This is a genomic window from Sphingomonas gei (assembly GCF_004792685.1).
Classification (GTDB): Bacteria; Pseudomonadota; Alphaproteobacteria; order Sphingomonadales; family Sphingomonadaceae; genus Sphingomonas; species Sphingomonas gei.
This window is the reverse complement of sequence record NZ_SRXT01000004.1, coordinates 99,549-115,949: the sequence shown is the minus strand read 5'-3', so window position 1 is coordinate 115,949 and position 16,401 is coordinate 99,549. Positions and strand designations below refer to the sequence as shown.

16 protein-coding genes and 1 tRNA gene are annotated in these 16,401 nt (G+C 67.0%); 3 read left to right on the top strand and 14 right to left on the bottom strand.

What is annotated here, in order from left to right; all coding sequences use genetic code 11:
• Window positions 1-112: 112 nt before the first annotated feature.
• Complete coding sequence (locus E5A73_RS10280) at window positions 113-916, top strand: MJ0042-type zinc finger domain-containing protein (protein WP_135963748.1); 804 nt, start codon at window positions 113-115, stop codon at window positions 914-916.
• On the opposite strand, the gene E5A73_RS10275 is transcribed toward E5A73_RS10280, so the two are convergent.
• Window positions 888-2,246: an MATE family efflux transporter gene (locus E5A73_RS10275; protein WP_338112863.1), complete on the bottom strand. Its 1,359-nt coding sequence runs from the start codon at window positions 2,244-2,246 to the stop codon at window positions 888-890. The genes E5A73_RS10280 and E5A73_RS10275 overlap by 29 nt on opposite strands.
• Window positions 2,247-2,371: 125 nt before the next feature.
• On the opposite strand from E5A73_RS10275, the gene E5A73_RS10270 reads away from it, so the two are divergent.
• Together E5A73_RS10270 and E5A73_RS21365 are read left to right on the top strand one after the other, a co-directional pair.
• A tRNA-Leu gene (locus E5A73_RS10270) sits at window positions 2,372-2,458 on the top strand.
• Window positions 2,459-2,587: 129 nt separating this feature from the next.
• Entirely contained in the window at window positions 2,588-5,464 is a 2,877-nt protein-coding gene (locus E5A73_RS21365) for a TonB-dependent receptor (RefSeq protein ID WP_168355897.1), read from the top strand.
• Window positions 5,465-5,473: 9 nt separating this feature from the next.
• Here the strand turns inward: E5A73_RS21365 and E5A73_RS10260 are convergent, their stop codons facing one another.
• From E5A73_RS10260 to E5A73_RS10200, 13 genes are all read right to left on the bottom strand, one after another.
• A complete protein-coding gene (locus E5A73_RS10260) occupies window positions 5,474-6,430 on the bottom strand; it encodes a flagellar motor protein MotB (RefSeq protein ID WP_135963747.1) in 957 nt (318 codons plus the stop codon).
• Window positions 6,431-7,294 carry a flagellar motor stator protein MotA gene (gene motA / locus E5A73_RS10255; protein WP_135963746.1) on the bottom strand — a complete coding sequence of 288 codons (864 nt, stop codon included), beginning with the start codon at window positions 7,292-7,294 and terminating at the stop codon, window positions 6,431-6,433.
• Window positions 7,295-7,380: 86 nt separating this feature from the next.
• Complete coding sequence (gene flgL / locus E5A73_RS10250) at window positions 7,381-8,274, bottom strand: flagellar hook-associated protein FlgL (protein WP_135963745.1); 894 nt, start codon at window positions 8,272-8,274, stop codon at window positions 7,381-7,383.
• A gap of 9 nt (window positions 8,275-8,283) precedes the next feature.
• A complete protein-coding gene (gene flgK, locus E5A73_RS10245) occupies window positions 8,284-9,624 on the bottom strand; it encodes a flagellar hook-associated protein FlgK (protein ID WP_135963744.1) in 1,341 nt (446 codons plus the stop codon).
• Complete coding sequence (locus E5A73_RS10240) at window positions 9,621-9,941, bottom strand: rod-binding protein (RefSeq protein ID WP_135963743.1); 321 nt, start codon at window positions 9,939-9,941, stop codon at window positions 9,621-9,623. Before E5A73_RS10240 ends, flgK begins: the two co-directional genes overlap by 4 nt.
• The gene (locus tag E5A73_RS10235) at window positions 9,938-11,158 is read right to left on the bottom strand and encodes a flagellar basal body P-ring protein FlgI (protein WP_135963742.1); all 1,221 of its coding nucleotides are present in this window, start codon (window positions 11,156-11,158) and stop codon (window positions 9,938-9,940) included. Before E5A73_RS10235 ends, E5A73_RS10240 begins: the two co-directional genes overlap by 4 nt.
• 13 nt (window positions 11,159-11,171) lie before the next feature.
• On the bottom strand, window positions 11,172-11,867 hold the full coding sequence (locus E5A73_RS10230) for a flagellar basal body L-ring protein FlgH (protein ID WP_135963741.1): 696 nt from the start codon (window positions 11,865-11,867) through the stop codon (window positions 11,172-11,174).
• A 10-nt stretch (window positions 11,868-11,877) separates the two neighbouring features.
• Window positions 11,878-12,666: a flagellar basal-body rod protein FlgG gene (flgG, locus tag E5A73_RS10225; protein ID WP_135963740.1), complete on the bottom strand. Its 789-nt coding sequence runs from the start codon at window positions 12,664-12,666 to the stop codon at window positions 11,878-11,880.
• Window positions 12,667-12,684: 18 nt separating this feature from the next.
• Window positions 12,685-13,428, bottom strand: a complete 744-nt coding sequence (gene flgF, locus E5A73_RS10220; protein WP_135963739.1) for a flagellar basal-body rod protein FlgF — start codon at window positions 13,426-13,428, stop codon at window positions 12,685-12,687.
• 8 nt (window positions 13,429-13,436) lie between these two features.
• The gene (locus tag E5A73_RS10215) at window positions 13,437-14,741 is read right to left on the bottom strand and encodes a flagellar hook protein FlgE (protein WP_135963738.1); all 1,305 of its coding nucleotides are present in this window, start codon (window positions 14,739-14,741) and stop codon (window positions 13,437-13,439) included.
• Window positions 14,742-14,759: 18 nt separating this feature from the next.
• A complete protein-coding gene (locus tag E5A73_RS10210) occupies window positions 14,760-15,455 on the bottom strand; it encodes a flagellar hook assembly protein FlgD (RefSeq protein ID WP_135963737.1) in 696 nt (231 codons plus the stop codon).
• A 2-nt stretch (window positions 15,456-15,457) separates the two neighbouring features.
• On the bottom strand, window positions 15,458-15,868 hold the full coding sequence (gene flgC / locus E5A73_RS10205) for a flagellar basal body rod protein FlgC (RefSeq protein ID WP_135963736.1): 411 nt from the start codon (window positions 15,866-15,868) through the stop codon (window positions 15,458-15,460).
• Window positions 15,869-15,870: 2 nt separating this feature from the next.
• Complete coding sequence (locus E5A73_RS10200; RefSeq protein ID WP_135963735.1) at window positions 15,871-16,224, bottom strand: flagellar basal body rod protein FlgB; 354 nt, start codon at window positions 16,222-16,224, stop codon at window positions 15,871-15,873.
• Between the last annotated feature and the right edge of the window lie 177 nt (window positions 16,225-16,401).

Below are 16,401 nucleotides of genomic sequence, written 5' to 3'. Positions count from 1 at the left end.
GCTCAAGCGATGGCGGCACAGATGACTCAAGCGAGACTCTTGTAGGCCCGATTCGTTACAGCTAGAATCGCCGCACCTGGCCAGTGGGCAGCCGGGCGGGTGAGACGTTTCAATGATCCTCGAATGCAGCCAATGCCGCACGCGATATCTCGTTCCGGACAGCGCGATCGGTGCCGACGGCCGTACGGTGCGGTGCGCGAGCTGCAAGCACAGCTGGTTCCAGGCACCCGCCATTCTGGACCTCACCACCCGGACGGCGCCGGCTGAACCGCGTCAGGCCCCGGCTCCCGAGCCCCGGATTCCGGAGCCGCGCGCCGCAGTCGCCAGACCCGCGCCCGCGCCCGGAGAGGTGCTGGAGGCGCCACGCTCGGCGCCACGCACGGCGCGTGTCGAGCCCCCCGCACCACGCGTCTACGAAGACCCGCTCGCCAATGCGCCCCCCGAATACGATCCGTTCGCGCCGCCGCCGCGGTTCAAGCCGCGCCGCAATCCGGCGAAGCGCTGGACCGCCGCGGCAGTGGTCGCGGGGGTTTCGATGCTGCTCGGCACCGGCGCGATCCTCTATTCGGGTGCCCCCAGCATTGCTGCGCAACTGGGTCTCGGCGTTGGGCGCGAGGCGGAGACGCCTTTGCGCTTCACCGACAAGAGCGTCGAATTGCGGCCGATGCCCAATGGCAGCGAAGCGTTCGTGGTGTCGGGCAAGGTGATTAACCCGACCGGCGAGCAACAGCACATTCCCGACATCCGCGTCGAATTGCGCGATGGCGCCGACCAGCTCGTCTATAGCTGGCGGATCAACCCGGAGAATCGTGCGCTGGGGCCCAAGGGTTCGCTCGACTTCACCGGCGCCAAGCTCGACGTGCCGCGCAATGCCAAGGTCGTCGAACTCAGCTTCGCAAGCGAAATCGGCGGCTGACCCAGCCGAGCCGCAGGCCGTGGAGCAAGGCGGCCGCGACCATTCCGAGGCCCGAGGCCAGCACCAGTCCGTTCGGCCCATAGCCACCATGGACCAGCAATACGCCCAGCCCGCCGGTGATGACGAAGAATGCGATGATGCCGTTCACGCCCGCCACTACCTGGTCGCCCAGCGAGCGCAAAGCATAGACGAACACCACCTGCACCCCGTCGAACAGGATGAACGGCGCCCATAGCACCAGCATCGCCGCGGCGAGGCGGTGGACCGGCTCGGTCGCCGGGAAGACCATCACCACCGGCAGCGCCAGCACGATCAGCAGCAGCGACAATAGTCCCGTCGCCAATGCCGCCAGCATCGCGGCGATCGCGGTCCGCCGTCCCGCCTGTTCGGGCACGCCTTCGCCCATTGCGTTGCCGACCCGGACGCCGGCGGCAGAGCCGAGCCCGAGCGCCACTGCGAAGGTGACGTTGTGGATCGAGAAGACGATCTGGAAGGCATGCGCCGTCGCCGCGTCGATCCGCGTGGAAAGCGCGATCAGGATCGCGAAGCCGACCAGCTCGAGCCCGGAGGCGATCGCCGGCACCAGTCCGAACCGCGCCAGCCTGAAGGCACCCGCCCAAGATTCACGGCTGCCCAGCTCGCTGAGGTCCTGGATCCCGCGTGGGCCGGCGCGCGGCAGCGTCCACGCCGCGACGACCATGCCGACCGCGCCGAGCGCCGAAGCGATCGCCGTCGCCAGCGCCGCGCCGACTGCGCCCATCACCGGCAGCCCCAGCTGGCCGGTCGCCAGCACCCAGGCGAGGAGTGCGTTGAGCGGCAGGATGGAAAGGTTGACGACGGTGACGCGTCGCGGCCGGCTGACGCCTTCGAGGAAGAAGCTCGCCGCGACGATGATCAGCTGGAACGGGTAAGCAAGCGCCATCACCTGCACCACATCCGCGGCGGCGGGTGCCATTGCGGGCGCGACGCCCAGCCCGAGCAGCATCGGCTCGGGCCACAGGAACAAGGCGAGCCCGCTGGTCAGCCCGAGGATCAAAGCGAGCAACATGCCCTGGTGAAATACCCGCCCGGTCTCGCGCAATTCGCCGGCGCCGTCGGCGCGCGACACATAGACGAGGATGCCGGTGAGCCAGCCGAGCCCCACGACGATGCCGGGAAAGGTGAGCGATCGGCTCGCGCCCAAGGCCGCGGCCTCGCTAGTGCTGACCAGCCCGACCACGGCGACATCGGTGACGTGGAGGATCGTCCAGTTGAGACTGGTCAGCACCACCGGCCAGGCGAGCACGAGGATACGGCGCATCTCGGCGGACAGGGCGGGGGAGAGCAGCACGGCCGCCGCGTGTAGGCGCAACTGCGAATGGGCGAAAGCGTGCTCGGGTGGGTTGCATGCCCCCAAAGCCTTTGCTAGGGGCCGCGCCTTACCAGACGCCGGGGACCTCCCGGCGAGTTTCACGTGCGGTCGTGGCGGAACTGGTAGACGCGCAACGTTGAGGTCGTTGTGGCCGAAAGGCCGTGGAAGTTCGAGTCTTCTCGACCGCACCAGAAACCCCGGGCGCCGCGGCGCGGCCCCGATTTTCTCCAGAGCTGGCACAATTTTGCGACAAGTCGCTTGTAGCGAGCGGTTCATGCCGGCCCGTGCAGGGTCGTGCCTGTCTGTGTCGGGAGTGAGCAATGGTGAAGTGGGGATGCGCGATCGGTGCGCTGATGGTCGGCGCGCTGCCGATGACGGCGCACGCGCAGGATCAGGCGGTCGCCGCCCCGCAAGGTCAGACGCCTCCCGCCGTTGCGGGCCAGCCTCAGGAAGCTCCGGCGCCCGAGGCCGAAGAGCCGGTCGAGGACGTCGTGGTGCGCGGCGTGGTGCCGGGTGCGGTTCCTGGTGACATCAAGCCCGAAGTCACGCTCGGGCCAGCCGATATCCGCGCGTACGGCGCTTCGAACGTCAGCGAATTGCTCACTTCGCTGTCGGCGCAGCTCGGCAGTAGCTCGGGACGCGGCGACGAACAGCCGGTGATCCTGCTCGCCGGCCGCCGGTCTAGCCGGGGCGAGATCGCGACTTTGCCGACCGAGGCGATCGAGCGCCTCGACATCCTGCCCGAGGAAGTCGCGCTCAAATATGGCTACAGCGCCAACCAGAAGGTGATCAACGTCGTGCTGCGCCGCCGCTTCCAGGCGCTCACCACCGAGATCGAGGGGCGCACCCCCACCGCCGGCGGCAATGCCGGCGCCAACGCCAAGGCCAATCTCGCGATGATCCGGCGCGACAGCCGCACCGAGATCAACGCCGAATACGACCAGTCCTCCGGCATCCTCGAAAGCGAGCGCGGCGTGTCGCGCGCCGGCAGTTCGTTGTTCGATACGCGCGGCAATATCGAGATCCCGGGGACGCCCCCGACGGTCGTCGGGGTTCCCGAATCCGCGGCGAGCGGGCCGCAACCCTTGGGCGCCTTTAACGGCGGCCCGAATGTCACCGACGTCACGGCCTATCGAACGCTGGTGAGCCCGCAGAAGCGGCTGAACCTGAAGGGCGTCTATTACCGACCGCTATCCCCCAAGATCAACGCGACTGCTTCGCTCGAACTGACCGGGACCGAGGACCAGTCGCTGCTCGGGTTGCCGGGGGTCTCGCTCGACCTGCCGACCGGCAATCCCTTCTCGCCCTTCGCGCAGGACGTGCGGCTGTCGCGCTATGTCGAGGGCGGGGTGCCGCTGACGCGCTCGCGCAGCACGCGGGCTGCGACCGGGGCTCTCACCCTCGACGGCGACGGTACCCCGTGGGCGGACAGCTGGCGCTGGTCGTTCCAGGGCAATTACACCCTCAATACCAGCGAGTCGCTCACCGACAACGGAATCGATCCGGTTGCGATGCAGGCGTTGCTCGACGCCGGCGATCCCGGCTTCAATCCATTCGCGGCGATTGCGCCGAGCCTGATCCGCAGCCGTCCGTTCGACACCGCCAAATCGCGGTCGAGCGTCGGCCAGATCGACATGCTGACCAACGGCCCGCTGTTCAAGCTTCCCGCCGGCGACGTCCGCGCCGCCATCCGCATACGCGGGCAGACCAGCGATTTCTCGAGCGACAGCTTCCGCCGCGGGATCGCCACCCGCGCCGACATCGCGCGCGACAGCGCCAGCGTGCGCGGCAATGTGGATGTGCCGATCGCGAGCCGGCGCAACGGCGTGCTCGCGGCGATCGGCGATCTGACGCTCAACGCCAATATGGAAGTCGAGCAGCTCTCCGACTTCGGCCGTCTCGTCGCCACCGGCTATGGCTTCAACTGGTCGCCGATCAACCAGATCCGCGCATTGGTCAGCTGGACGAAGGACCGCAACGCCCCCGGCTCCAGCCAGCTCGGCGATCCGGTGATCACCACCCCCAATGTCCGCATCTTCGATTATGTCCGCGGCGAAAGCGTCGACATCACCACGATCACCGGCGGCAATTCGGCATTGCGCGCGGACCGCCGGGACGTGTTCAAGGCCGGGCTCAACCTCCGGCCGCTGGCCGATACCAATCTCAACCTCAGCGCGACCTATACCAACCAGCGCTACCGCGACACCGCGCGAAACCTGCCCGGCGCCACCGCCGAGATCGAGGCGGCGTTCCCCGATCGCTTCGTTCGCGACGCCGATGGCGAACTGCTCAGCATCGACTATCGCCCGGTCAATTTCGCGCGCGAAGACCATTCCGAGCTGCGCTGGGGGTTCAATCTGTTCCTGCCGATCTCCTCGCCTTTGGCAAAGCGCAATCAGGCGCGCCGCACTGCATTCCAGAAGGCGATGGAAGAGTCGCGGCGCACCGGCCAGCCGCTGCCGCCCGAAATGACCGCCCAGATGGAGCAATTCCGCCGGCTCGGCCAGCAGAGCATCTTCGGCGGCAATCAGGGCCGCCAGCGCGGGCAGGCGCCCGGTCAGGCCCAGCCGCAGGGCCAGGGTTCGGCCCAGCCCCAACCGCAGGGTGCGGCCCCCGGCGAAGGCGCCGATCGCGGGCCGGGTGGCGGCGGTCGCTTCGGTGGGGGCGGCGGCGGTCGCGGCTTTGGCGGTCGCGGTGGCGGCGGGGGTGGCAACATCCTCCAATTGAGCGTCTACCACACTTGGGTGTTCAAGGATGAGCGCGTGATCCGCGCCGGCCTGCCTGCGCTCGACTATCTGAACGGCCAGGCCAAGGGCAGTAACGGCGGCACTCCGGCGCACCGGATCGAAGTCGACAGCGGCATCAGCCGCGACGGCCTCCGCTTCCGGTTGGGGGGCAGCTGGGAAAGCGGCACCGAAGTCGCGACCGGGGTGCTCGGCAGCGCCGAGCGGCTCAACTTCGGCAGCCTGGCGAAGATCAATCTGACCGCGCAGGTCGATATGAACCAGCAGCAGAGCCTGTTGCTCGCGCATCCGTGGCTGCGCGGCACACGGGTCAGCTTCCGCATCGACAATCTGTTCGATTCGCGCCGGCGTGTCACCGATGCGACCGGCGAGACGCCGCGGGCGTACCAGCCCAACCTCCTTGACAGCGTCGGACGGGTGGTGCGGCTCAGCGTCCGCAAGCAGTTCAATTAAAGCGGAGGGTCAGCGCGCGGCGAGCGTGGGCTGGCGGATCGAGCGCCCGAAGCGGTCGCCTTTGTCCTGGTCCATGATCCGCCGGTAGAGCAAAGTGATCGACACGCGGCGGTTGCGCGGGTCGGTCGGCGCTTCGACGATCAGCGGCTCGCGGTCGGCAACGCCTTCGATCCGCTCGAAGCGCATCTCGGGCACCCCGCCGCCCGACAGCCGCCGCCGGGTCGCCTCGGCACGGCCGCTGGAGAGCATCCAGTTGTTCATGTTGCGTGGATCGCCATAGCCCAGGCTATCGGTGTGGCCGCGGATCATGATCGGGTTTTCCATCCCCGCGATGCTCTCGGCGATCGTGCCGATCAATGCGCTGGCATCGGTAACCAACGCCGTCGTGCCGAGGTCGAACATCGAATAATTGGCGTCGTCGAGCAAGTCGATCCGCATCCCGTCGCGCGTCGCGACGAAGCGGATGTGCTTGGCGAGCTTGGCCAATTGCGGCCGCGCGCGCATCTTGTTCTGGATCGTCTTGGCAGTGTTGTTGAAGTTCTTCTGGTCCTGCGCGGTCAGCGCGCGCTGGTCCTTGAGCGTGCCTTTCTCGCCGGTCCCCACGTCCCTGCCGCCGACTCCGCCGACCGGAATGGTCATCGACTTGGTGCCGGTCTGCGAGGCCTTGCTGGGATAATTGTCCTTGGCGTTGAGCGCGTCGCCGCCGAACAGCCCGTTCGACCCCGCGCTGTTCTGCCGAAGCTCGACAAGCGTAGGCGCGAAATAATCGGCGAGCGCCTTGCGCTGCTTCTCGGTGGTCGCGCCGAGCAGCCAGAGCAACAGGAAGAACGCCATCATCGCGGTGACGAAATCGGCATAGGCGACCTTCCACGCGCCGCCGTGGTGCCCGCCATGGCCCTCGATGAAGATCTTCCGGACGATGATCTTCGGCGGCTGGTTGCTACCGTGCGGAGCGCGCGCGGCCATTTAGCGGCCCCGCAGGCCGTCGAACACCTCGCCGAAATTCGGCTGGTTCTGGTGAGCGATTCCCGAGCGCGCCGCTTCGATCACCAAAGGCTGCGGATGGCCGTGGAGCGAGGCGATGATGATCTGCTTGACGGTGTGATAGATCGCAGCATCGGCGTCGATCACCTGCTGGAGCCGGGTCGCGAGCGGGCCGACGATGCCGTAAGCGAGCAAAACGCCCAGGAACGTGCCGACCAGCGCTGAGCCGATCATCCCGCCGAGGATGCTCGGCGGCTTGTCGATCGAGCCCATCGTCTTGACCACCCCGAGCACCGCCGCGACGATACCCAAAGCCGGGAGCGCGTCGGCAAGGCCCTGGAGAGTAGTCTGTGGTCCTTGCACCTCATGGTGGTGGGTTTTGATGGAATTATCCATCACTTCCTCGACCGCGTGAACGTCGAGCGTGCCCGACGAGACGACGACGAGCCGCAGCGTATCGGTGATCAGATTGATCAGGGTATGATCGGCGAGCAGCCGCGGATATTCGGCGAAGATCGCCGACGAGGCGGGATCCTCGACATGCGGCTCGAGCGCGATCGGCCCCTCGGTACGCAGCATCTTCATCAGCTTGGAAACCAGGAAGATCGTGTCGAGATAGTCCTGCTTCTTGTATTTCGGGCCCTTGACGACCTTCATGAAGCCGCTGCCCAAAGCCTTCAATTCCTTCATCGAATTGCCGATGATCAGCGCGCCGATCGCGGCGCCGCCGATGATCAGCATCTCGTGGGGGAGAGCGTGGAGCACGGGTCCGAGTGCGCCGCCGGTGATGACGAACCCGCCGAACACCATTGCGATCAGGACGACAAAGCCGATCAGCACGAACATGCGACTAAATTTCCCCCTGCGCCGCTAGCCGGCCCTTGATCTGGTAAACGACCGCTTCGCCGTGAGTTTGAGCGGAAATGCTGCGCTCAGAGATAGTCGAACAGCGACAGGCTGGAGAGCTTGGAGAAGCTCGCCTGCGTCGCCTGGAGGATGGTCAGCGTCTTCTGGAGCTCGGTCACCGCGACGGTGACGTCGGTATCCTCCAGCGCCGAGCGCACGTCCTCGCGCGCCTCGCCGGCGGCGGTCAGCCGATCGGCGTCGAGCTCGAGCCGCGCCGAGCGCGCGCCTGCCGATGCCCGCGCCAAGGTCACGCTCTCCAGCGATCCCCTGATCCCGGCCATCCCGGCATCGACTGCCGCCTTGACGTCGCCGCCGCTTTCGAGCGCAGCAGAGAGATTGGCGAGCACCGCGAACATGTCGCTGCCGCCTGCTGCAAAGGCGCGTGCGCCGGTTACCGTACCCTGGATGCCAACGCCCTCGCCGATCGGTATCGCGGAGGGCTCGCCGGTGCCGGCGAACGCGATCGAGCCGTCGGAATTGCGGACATAAGCGACTTCACCGCTCGCGCCGCCGAACAGGGGCTGGCCGTGCACGTCCCTGGTGTTGGCGAGCCCGAAGAGCGTGTCGCGGATCGATTCGAGTTCCTTGCCGATCGCCGCGCGGTTGGTGTCCGAAAGCGTGCCGTTTGCCGCCTGGGTGGCAAGTTCGAGCGCGCGGGTGATCTGCGCCTCGACGCTCTCCAGCGTGGTGTCGGTCTGGGCGAGCAGCCCCTGCGCCATGCCGATATTGGCGGCATAGGCGCCGTCGTCGGCGCTCTGCCGGCTGATTCCCTGGAGCCGCAGATAGGCGCCGGCATCGTCCGATGGCGCAAGCAGTTTCTTGCCGGTGGCGATCTGGATCTGGGTCCGGTCCGCCTCGGCGGTCAGCCGCGTCATCAGCGACGCGGGGCGGTTATAGAGCTGCGAAGTCGCGACGCGCATGGCCTTGCCTCACCGGATCTCGAGGATGGAATTGAGCGTGTCGCGCGCGATCTGAATCACCCGGCTCGACGCCTGATAGGCTTGCTGGAAGCGGATCAGGTCGACCGCTTCCTCGTCGACATTGACTCCGGTTGCGGCGGCGCGCTCGGCCACGGCGGAATCGCGCATCGCGGTCTGCGCCTCGGCGACCGACTTGCGCGCGGACAAGGCTGCGGCGTTGGCCGAAGTGACGCTGGCGATCGTGTCCTCAAAGCGACCGCTGCCGCGCAGTGCCTCCAGCCCGGCGAGGTTATTATTATCGCGAATGCCCTTGCCGGGCGCCGCCGCGGCGATGCCGCGCGGATCGTCGAGCACCAAGGTGAGCTTGTAGGCGGGATCGTCGACCGCGAACATCGGCGCGCCGGCAGTGCCGTCGAGATCCTCGCCCGCCGCCTGGACCGTGTTGATGCCCTCGGCGAAGGCCGTCGCGAGCCGGCTCACTTCGTCGCGCGCGCCGGCGATGCGCTCGGCGCCCTCGGCGAAGCCGGCGAGCACGCCGCCGCTCGGGAATACCGGGCTGCCTTCGCCCTGGAAATGGAGCGCATAGGCGACGAGGCCATCGTCGCTGCGCTGATAGGTGATCGCGCCGGTGTTCTCGCCCTGGACGAGCACTGGCCCCGCCACGCCACCGACCCGCACGACGGCGCGCCCCGCCGGATCGGTCATCACCGAAACGTCGGTGATTGCGCTCATCTGTTCGAGCAGCCGGTCGCGCTCGTCGAGCAAGGCGGCCTGGCCGCTGGTGCCTTCCTGCTGGCGCCCGAGCCCGGCATTGACGCGGCCGAGCGACCGGGCGAGCGAATTGAGCTGGGTGGCCGCGGTTTGGGCGCTCTTGTCGAGATCCTCCATCGCGCCATCCAGCGCGCCGCCGGTAGCGGCGAAGGACGAGGCGATGCTGGACGCTGCCTCGAGCATCGCGGCGCGCGGCGCCAGCGAGGCGGGATCGGCGGCGACCGCCTTGGCCGAATTGAAGAAGCCGGTGAGCCGGTCCCCGAGCTTGTTGCCGGTCAGCGATTCCTCGACGCGCTGGAGCCAGGTCGCACCGGCTTCGGTCTTGGCGAGATCGGCGGTTGCGGTGCGGACTTCGGCGGTCTTGTAGACGTCGGCGGCGCGCGTCAGTCCGCGCGCGACCACGCCCATGCCCTGCGCGGTGCCGGTGGTGATCCCGGCGGGGGCGACAACTTCGCGAATGTCGGTCGTCCTGCGCGAATAGCCGGCAGTGCCGGCGCTCGCGATGTTCTCGGACACCGTGGTGAGGGCGGTCTGATAGGCCTTGAGGCTCGACAGCCCGATCGAGAGCATGTCGCTCATGGCGTATCGCTCCCCTCAGCGCGCGGCGCGAGCGACGCGTTCCTGGCGAGGAACTCGGTCATCGCCTTGCCGATGCCGATCGGCGCGTGCGCGGCCATTGCCTGGGCGAGCTGCTGGTCCTGCATGTCGCGGAACTGTTCGCTCGCCTTGCTGTCGAACAGCCCGTCGCCGAGCTTGGCCGAGCGCATCGACTTGAGCATCATGCCGGTGAAGATGGCCTCGAAGCGCTTGCCGGCTGCTTCGAGATTGTCGCTAGACGCCAGCCGCGACGTATCGATCGATACCCCACCGGCGATCGGGGCGATCGGCGTGCTCACAGGATCACCAGCTCGGCCTTGAGCGCGCCGGCTTCCTTGAGCGCCTCGAGGATCGCGACGAGGTCGGCGGGCGAGGCGCCGATCGCGTTCACCGCCTTGACGACGTCGGCGAGCTTGGGGCCGGGCTGGATCAGGAACATCGGCTTCTTTTCCTCCTCGACGTTCACTGCGCTGTACTGCTCGGTGACCGTCTCGCCCTTACTAAACGGCAGGGGCTGGCTGACATTTTGGGCCTCATCGATACGAACGGTGAGTTTACCATGAGTCACCGCGGCCGGGCTGACCCGAACGGCGGAGTTGATCACCACGGTTCCGGTGCGCGCATTGACGATCACGCGGGCCGCGGCCTCCGCGGCCTCGACCGAGAGGTTCTCGATCTCCGACATCAATTCGGCGCGGACATCGGCGCCGGCCGGGGCCTGCACCGCGATCGACACGCCGTCGATCGCGCGAGCGCGGGCACCGCCGAAGCGGCCGTTGATCGCATCCTGGACGCGCTGCGCCGTGGTGAAGTCGGCGCGGGCGAGGTTGAAGGTCAGAAACGGTGCGCGATCGAAGCCGGTGTCGACGACACGCTCGACCGTCGCGCCTTCGGGGATGCGGCCGCTCGACGGGATGTTGACGACGATCCGCGATCCGTCGGCGCCTTCCGCGCCGAGCCCGCCGACCGCGAGATTCCCCTGCGCCATCGCATAGATCTGGCCGTCGGCGCCCTGCAGCGGCGTCAGGATCAGCGTACCTCCCCGAAGCGATTTGGCCTTGCCCATCGACGAGACGGTGATGTCGAGCTTCTGGCCCGGCTTGGCGAAGGCGGGAAGCTCGGCGGTGATCATCACCACTGCGGCGTTCTTGAGCGCGGGGCTCACGCCCGGCGGCAGCTGGAGACCGAAGCGCGAGGCGACGCCCTTCATCGACTGGACGGTATATTCGAGATTGTCGTCGCCGGTGCCGGGCAGGCCCACTACCATGCCGTAGCCGGTAAGCTGGTTGGTGCGGATGCCCTGGAAGCCGCCGAGGTCCTTGACGCGCTGGGCGTGGGCGGGGGCAATGGCGAGCGCGGCGGCGAGTAGCGCCAGGATGACCCCAACCCCGTTCGTGCTAAGCTTGTCGAAGCACTGTTCTTGCTTCTCCCCCGGGAAAGAAGAACGGCCCTTCGACAAGCTCAGGGCGAACGGGGAGAGGTGGTTGCGCAAAAGCGACGTCAGGTGGCGGATCATATCTGCGGCCCCCTCAAAACGGGCTGAGGATCTGGAAGAACCGGCTCAGCCAGCCCTGGCGGCTGGCGCGGGCGACGTCGCCCTTGCCGGTATAAGCGATGCGGGCATCGGCGACGCGCGTGCTCGCGACGCGGTTGTTCGCGTCGATGTCGGCGGTGCGCACGATGCCCTTGATCTGGAGGAACTCGTCGCCGCGGTTGAGCGTGACTCGCTTTTGGCCCTGCACCAGCATCGTGCCGTTGGGATATACCGCGGCCACCGTCACGCTGACTTCGCCGGACAGGGCATTGGCCTGGTCGGCGGTGCCGGTGCCGGTGAAGTTGCGGCCGCCGCTCATGCTGGCGTCGCTCTTGTCGAACAGGTTGAGCGCGCCGGTGGTCGGCGGGGTGAGCGAGAAGCCGCCATTGCTGTCGAGCTTGGTGCCCGCGGATTTGGACGCGCTGGTTCGCTCGACCAATACGATCGTCAGCGGATCGCCGACGCGGCGCGCGCGCATGCCCTCGTAGAGCGCGGCATAGCCTTCGCTCGCCTGGAAGATGCTGCCGTTCGCCGGCGTCGCCACGGGGACCGGCTGGGCAAGCGTCGCGGAGAAATCCTCCTTCGCCTTCTTCTTGCCCAGCCCGAGGAACTGCGCCTTGGCAGGCGCGCTGGTGAATGCGATCGCGGCGACGACAAGCGCGCCGGTGGCGAGGCCGGTGAGGAATTTCATCGCGGCTGCCTCAGATGTTCTGATTGACATATTTGAGCATCTCGTCGGTCGCCGAGATCATCTTCGAATTGACCTCGTACGCACGCTGCGTCTCGATCATGTCTACGAGTTCTTCGACGACGTTGACGTTCGACGCCTCGAGCGCGCCCTGACGAACCTTGGCGCGGCCTGCCTCGTTGGGCGCTCCCAGGCTCGCCGCGCCGCTGGCGGTGGTCTCGACCAGGAAATTGTCGCCGGTCGCCTGCAGCCCGCCCGGATTGGGGAAGGTCGCGACCTGGATCTGGCCGAGCTGGCTGGCTTCGGTCTGGCCGGCGATCTGAGCCGATACGGTGCCGTCGGCGCCGATCGTGATTCCGGTTGTGCCTTCGGGGATCGTTATCCCAGGCATCACCTGATAGCCATCGCTGGTCACCATCATGCCCTCGGCCGAACGCGAGAAATTGCCGGCGCGGGTGTAACCGAGCTGGCCGCCGGGCAGCTGGACCTGGAAATAGCCTTCGCCCTCCAGCGCGAGATCGAGCGACCCGCCGGTGTTCTGGAAGGTGCCCTGCGTTTCCACGCGCGCGGTGCCCTGGATTCGGACGCCGGTGCCGAGGTTGAGCCCAGTGGCGTATTTGGTCTCCGCGGTGCTCTGCGCACCCGGCGCGGTCACCACCTGATAGGCGAGTGTCTGGAACGAAGCGCGGTCGCGCTTGAACGCCGTCGTGTTGACGTTGGCCAGATTGTTCGAGATCACCCGCATGCGCATGTCCTGGGCGTCGAGCCCGGTGCGCGCGATGTGCATTGCCGAGGAACCCATCGTCTAAATCCTTTTCGTTCAGGCGGGCATCCGCATCAAGGATGCGGCGCTCTCGTCCATGGTCTTGGCTTCCTTGAGCAGGCCCGCCTGCACTTCGTAGCTGCGCTGGTTCTCGATCATGTCGACCAGCGCCTGGGTGAGGTTGACGTTCGATTGCTCGAGCGATCCCGAAGCTAGCTTGCCATCCAGATCCTCGGGCAGCGCGCCGCCGCCCTTCACGTGGAGCAGATTGTCGAGTCCCTTGGCGGTCTGGCTGCCCGTTGGGCTGGCCAGCTTGATCTTGTCGATCGCCTGCGGCTGGGTCGGATCGCCGCCCAGCGGCACGATCGAGATCGTGCCGTCCCCGGCGATCGAAATCGACTGGTGGGGCGGCACGGTGATGGGGCCCCCCGACCCCATCACCGGGAAACCGTCACCGGTTTCCAGCACGCCCGAGGCCGCGACGGACAAGTCGCCGCGCCTCGTATAGGCTTCGCTGCCGTCCGCGGCCTGCACCGCGATCCACGAATCCGAAGTCACCGCCACGTCGAGCGGCCGCGCGGTCTGGACGATCGCCCCGGCGCGGCGGTCGAAATCCTCGACTTCCTCGGCGGCAAGCTGGCGTGTCTCGAGCCCTTGGCCCTGCAGCACCAGCCGGTCGAAATTGACGCGCTCGGCGCGGAAACCGATCGTCGACGCGTTCGCGATGTTGTTCGCGATCGTCGACTGCGCCGCCATCTGGCTGCGCAGTCCTGACATTGCCGTGTAGACGAGGCGGTCCATGGTCTAGCTCAGCTGCGGATGTTGAAAATGGTTTGCGAGATCTGGCTTGCGGTATCGAGCGCCTTGGCGTTCGCCTGAAAGTTGCGCTGCGCCGCGATCAGCCCGACCAGTTCTTCGGTGATGTCGACGTTCGAGCGCTCCACAGCGCCCGCCATCAGCCCGCCAAACCCGTTCGATCCCGGCTCGCCGAGCCGCGGCTCGCCCGACAGGCCCGATGCCGACCAGGTGCTGCTGCCGAGCTGGCGCAGGCCGGTGGGGTTAGAGAAGCTGGCGAGCACCACCTTGCCGAGCGCCTGGCTATCGCCGTTCGAGAAGCTGGCGCGCACCGTGCCGTCGTCGCCGATGGTAACGCCCTCGAGTTGGCCGACCGGCGAACCGTCCTGCGAGCTCGCATCGATGCTGAACGGCGAATAGACTTGCGTGGTCGCGTCGCCGAAATCGAGCGTGACCATCTGCTCGGTGGTCGCGCCGGGGGCGAGGAAGCCGAGAAAGCTCGTCGGTCCCGCCGGCGCAGTGAGCTTGCCGGTGGCGTCGAAGGTCATCGAGATCGGCTGGATGTCGTCGGGATCGGTGCCCGAATTGAGCTGTTTGTCGCCAACGAACGAATACGCGGTCCATTCGCTGGTCGGCTCCGCCGTGGTCGGTGTCGTCTCGCGGACGAAATAGGTGGTCAGCGTCAGTGCGTTGCCATTGGCGTCGTAGATCGTGGTCTGCGCCGAATGGTTGTAGGTCGCCGGATCGAACCGGTCGAAGGCATAGGGCACGTCGGTCCAGCGATCGTCGTCCGACGGGATCACCGAATTGGCGTTGAGGTTGAGCGACAGGGTGACGTCCTCGGTCGCCTCGGGCTTGCCGCTGATCTGCGGCAAGCGCAGGCTGACCGTCGAGGCGATGCCGGTCGCGACCACCGCGCCCGAGCCGTCGACCGGATAGACCTGCAATTTGTTGCCCTGCGCATCGACGACATAGCGGTCCGAATCGACGAGGAAGCTGCCGTTGCGGGTGAACGACACATTGTTGCTCGCGTCGCTGCCCTTGACGATGAAGAAGCCCTCGCCCGAGATCGCGACGTCGAGCGCCGAGGACGATTGGGTGAAGCCGCCCTGGCTGAACTGCTGGCGGACCGACTTCACCACCGTGCCCGAACCGACCATCTGGGTCGGGTTCGAATTGGAAGTGGAGGCGATGACGTCGGCGAACTGCGTGGTCGAGCGCTTGAACCCGTTGGTCGAGACGTTGGCGAGATTGTGCGAGATCGTCGACATCTCGGTCTGGGCAGCCTGGAGCCCGCTCAAGGAAGTGAAGAAGGACATTTGCGTTACTCCTGGTGATCAGCCGACTTGCCAGACGGCGTCGAGGGGGACCTGGCCGATGCCAGGGAGCGTGAGGACGGGCTCGCCGTCGGATCCGAGCGAAACGGTGGAGACCGGCGCCCAGACGAGCGGGGCAGCATCGACCTTGGCGCCGGCGTTGAGCGCGGCGACCTTGACCGTGTAAGGGCCGGCGCCGGCCGCCTCGCCGTTGTCCAGCTTGCCGTCCCAGTCGAACGCGACTGCGCCCGCAGCCTGCTTACCCAGCGCGATCGTCTTGAGCGGCTTGCCGTCGGCGTCGCTGATCGTGACGTTGACGTCGGTGGCGTCCTTGGCGAGCGCCACTGCGCCGGCGATGCCGCCGGACTCGCGCGGGTACGCGATCGAGCCTTCGGTGAGCACGGTCTTGCCGACATAGCCGAGCGCGTCGCCGAGCGAGGTGCCGCCCAGCTTGGCCGCGATCCCCTTCAAGGTCGTACTCATCTCGGTGATCCCGGAGAGCGACGAAAATTGCGCCATCTGGGCGACCATCTGGGTGTTGTCGACCGGCTCGAACGGGTCCTGGTTCTTGAGCTGCGCGGTCATCAGCGTCAGGAAGTCGCTCTGGTCCATCGCGGTCTTGCCGAGGCCGGAGGTGTCCTTGGTGCCGTTCGCGGCGGCGCTCGACGCGCCGTAGCGATTGACGCCCAGGGTCTGCAGAATGCTGTCGAAGTCCATGATCAGCGGCCTAGCTTGAGGGTGTCGACGATCAGCTGCTTGGCAGTCTGCATGACCTCGACATTGTTCTGATAGGTGCGCGACGATTCGAGCATGTCGACGAGCTCGCGGGTCTCGTCGACTGCGCTTTCCCAGACATTGCCGTCCTTGTCGGCGAGCGGATTGCCGGGATCGTAGCGCTTGGTCGGCTCTGATCCGGCAGTGACGATCTGCTCGACATCCACCGTCGACAGGCCCGAAGCCTCGTCGAAGGCGCTGCGGAACACCGGCTTGATCGTGCGGTAGGCGGCCTCGGGGCTGGAAGCGACGGTGCCGGCATTGGCGAGGTTCGATGCCGTAGTGTTCATCCGGAGCAGCTGCGCGGACATCGCGCGGCCCGAGACCTGGAAGATGGAGAGCGGCGGATTGCCCATGCTCATTCTCCTCTGAGTGCGCGGGTGATCGTCGAGATGCGGCCGTTCAGGAACGACAAAGTCGTCTGATAGGCGACGGCATTCTCGGCAAAGGCGGTCTGTTCGGTGGCGAGCTCGACGGTGTTGCCGTCCTGGCTGGGCTGCAACGGCACGCGGTAAAGAGTCGCGGCGTCCATTGTGGCATCGCTGGAGCCGCCGGGCGTTTCGATCGCGGCTAGCGCGGTCTGGAAGTCGACGTCCTTGGCCTTGTAGCCCGGAGTGGATGCATTCGCGATGTTCGACGCGAGCACACCCATGCGCTGCGAGCGCACGGCAAGCGCTGCGCCGTGTACGCCGAAGAGGCTGTCGTTGGGCATTGCACGTCTCCCGCACAAAAGTTCAGGCGTGTTGCTGCAATGGCCGTGCCAAGTTCGCTGGGAGCGGCAAGTAGGCCCTGGTGGGTCGATGAGCGGCAAGATGTTGCCGGGCGCACGGCAATCGGCTGCCGTTGCCCTGCCGTGACGATGTGCGACGCGGGCGGCGTTTTGTTTGGC

Bases quoted from the DNA above. Each gene is read 5' to 3' on its own strand.
- E5A73_RS10280 (WP_135963748.1), top strand. From the start codon at position 113: ATGATCCTCGAATGCAGCCAATGCCGCACGCGATATCTCGTTCCGGAC.
- E5A73_RS21365 (WP_168355897.1), top strand. From the start codon at position 2,588: ATGGTGAAGTGGGGATGCGCGATCGGTGCGCTGATGGTCGGCGCGCTG.
- E5A73_RS10260 (WP_135963747.1), bottom strand. From the start codon at position 6,430: ATGGCCGCGCGCGCTCCGCACGGTAGCAACCAGCCGCCGAAGATCATC.
- motA (WP_135963746.1), bottom strand. From the start codon at position 7,294: ATGTTCGTGCTGATCGGCTTTGTCGTCCTGATCGCAATGGTGTTCGGC.
- flgL (WP_135963745.1), bottom strand. From the start codon at position 8,274: ATGCGCGTCGCGACTTCGCAGCTCTATAACCGCCCCGCGTCGCTGATG.
- flgK (WP_135963744.1), bottom strand. From the start codon at position 9,624: ATGAGCGACATGCTCTCGATCGGGCTGTCGAGCCTCAAGGCCTATCAG.
- E5A73_RS10235 (WP_135963742.1), bottom strand. From the start codon at position 11,158: ATGATCCGCCACCTGACGTCGCTTTTGCGCAACCACCTCTCCCCGTTC.
- E5A73_RS10230 (WP_135963741.1), bottom strand. From the start codon at position 11,867: ATGAAATTCCTCACCGGCCTCGCCACCGGCGCGCTTGTCGTCGCCGCG.
- flgG (WP_135963740.1), bottom strand. From the start codon at position 12,666: ATGGGTTCCTCGGCAATGCACATCGCGCGCACCGGGCTCGACGCCCAG.
- flgF (WP_135963739.1), bottom strand. From the start codon at position 13,428: ATGGACCGCCTCGTCTACACGGCAATGTCAGGACTGCGCAGCCAGATG.
- E5A73_RS10215 (WP_135963738.1), bottom strand. From the start codon at position 14,741: ATGTCCTTCTTCACTTCCTTGAGCGGGCTCCAGGCTGCCCAGACCGAG.
- E5A73_RS10210 (WP_135963737.1), bottom strand. From the start codon at position 15,455: ATGGACTTCGACAGCATTCTGCAGACCCTGGGCGTCAATCGCTACGGC.
- flgC (WP_135963736.1), bottom strand. From the start codon at position 15,868: ATGGGCAATCCGCCGCTCTCCATCTTCCAGGTCTCGGGCCGCGCGATG.
- E5A73_RS10200 (WP_135963735.1), bottom strand. From the start codon at position 16,224: ATGCCCAACGACAGCCTCTTCGGCGTACACGGCGCAGCGCTTGCCGTG.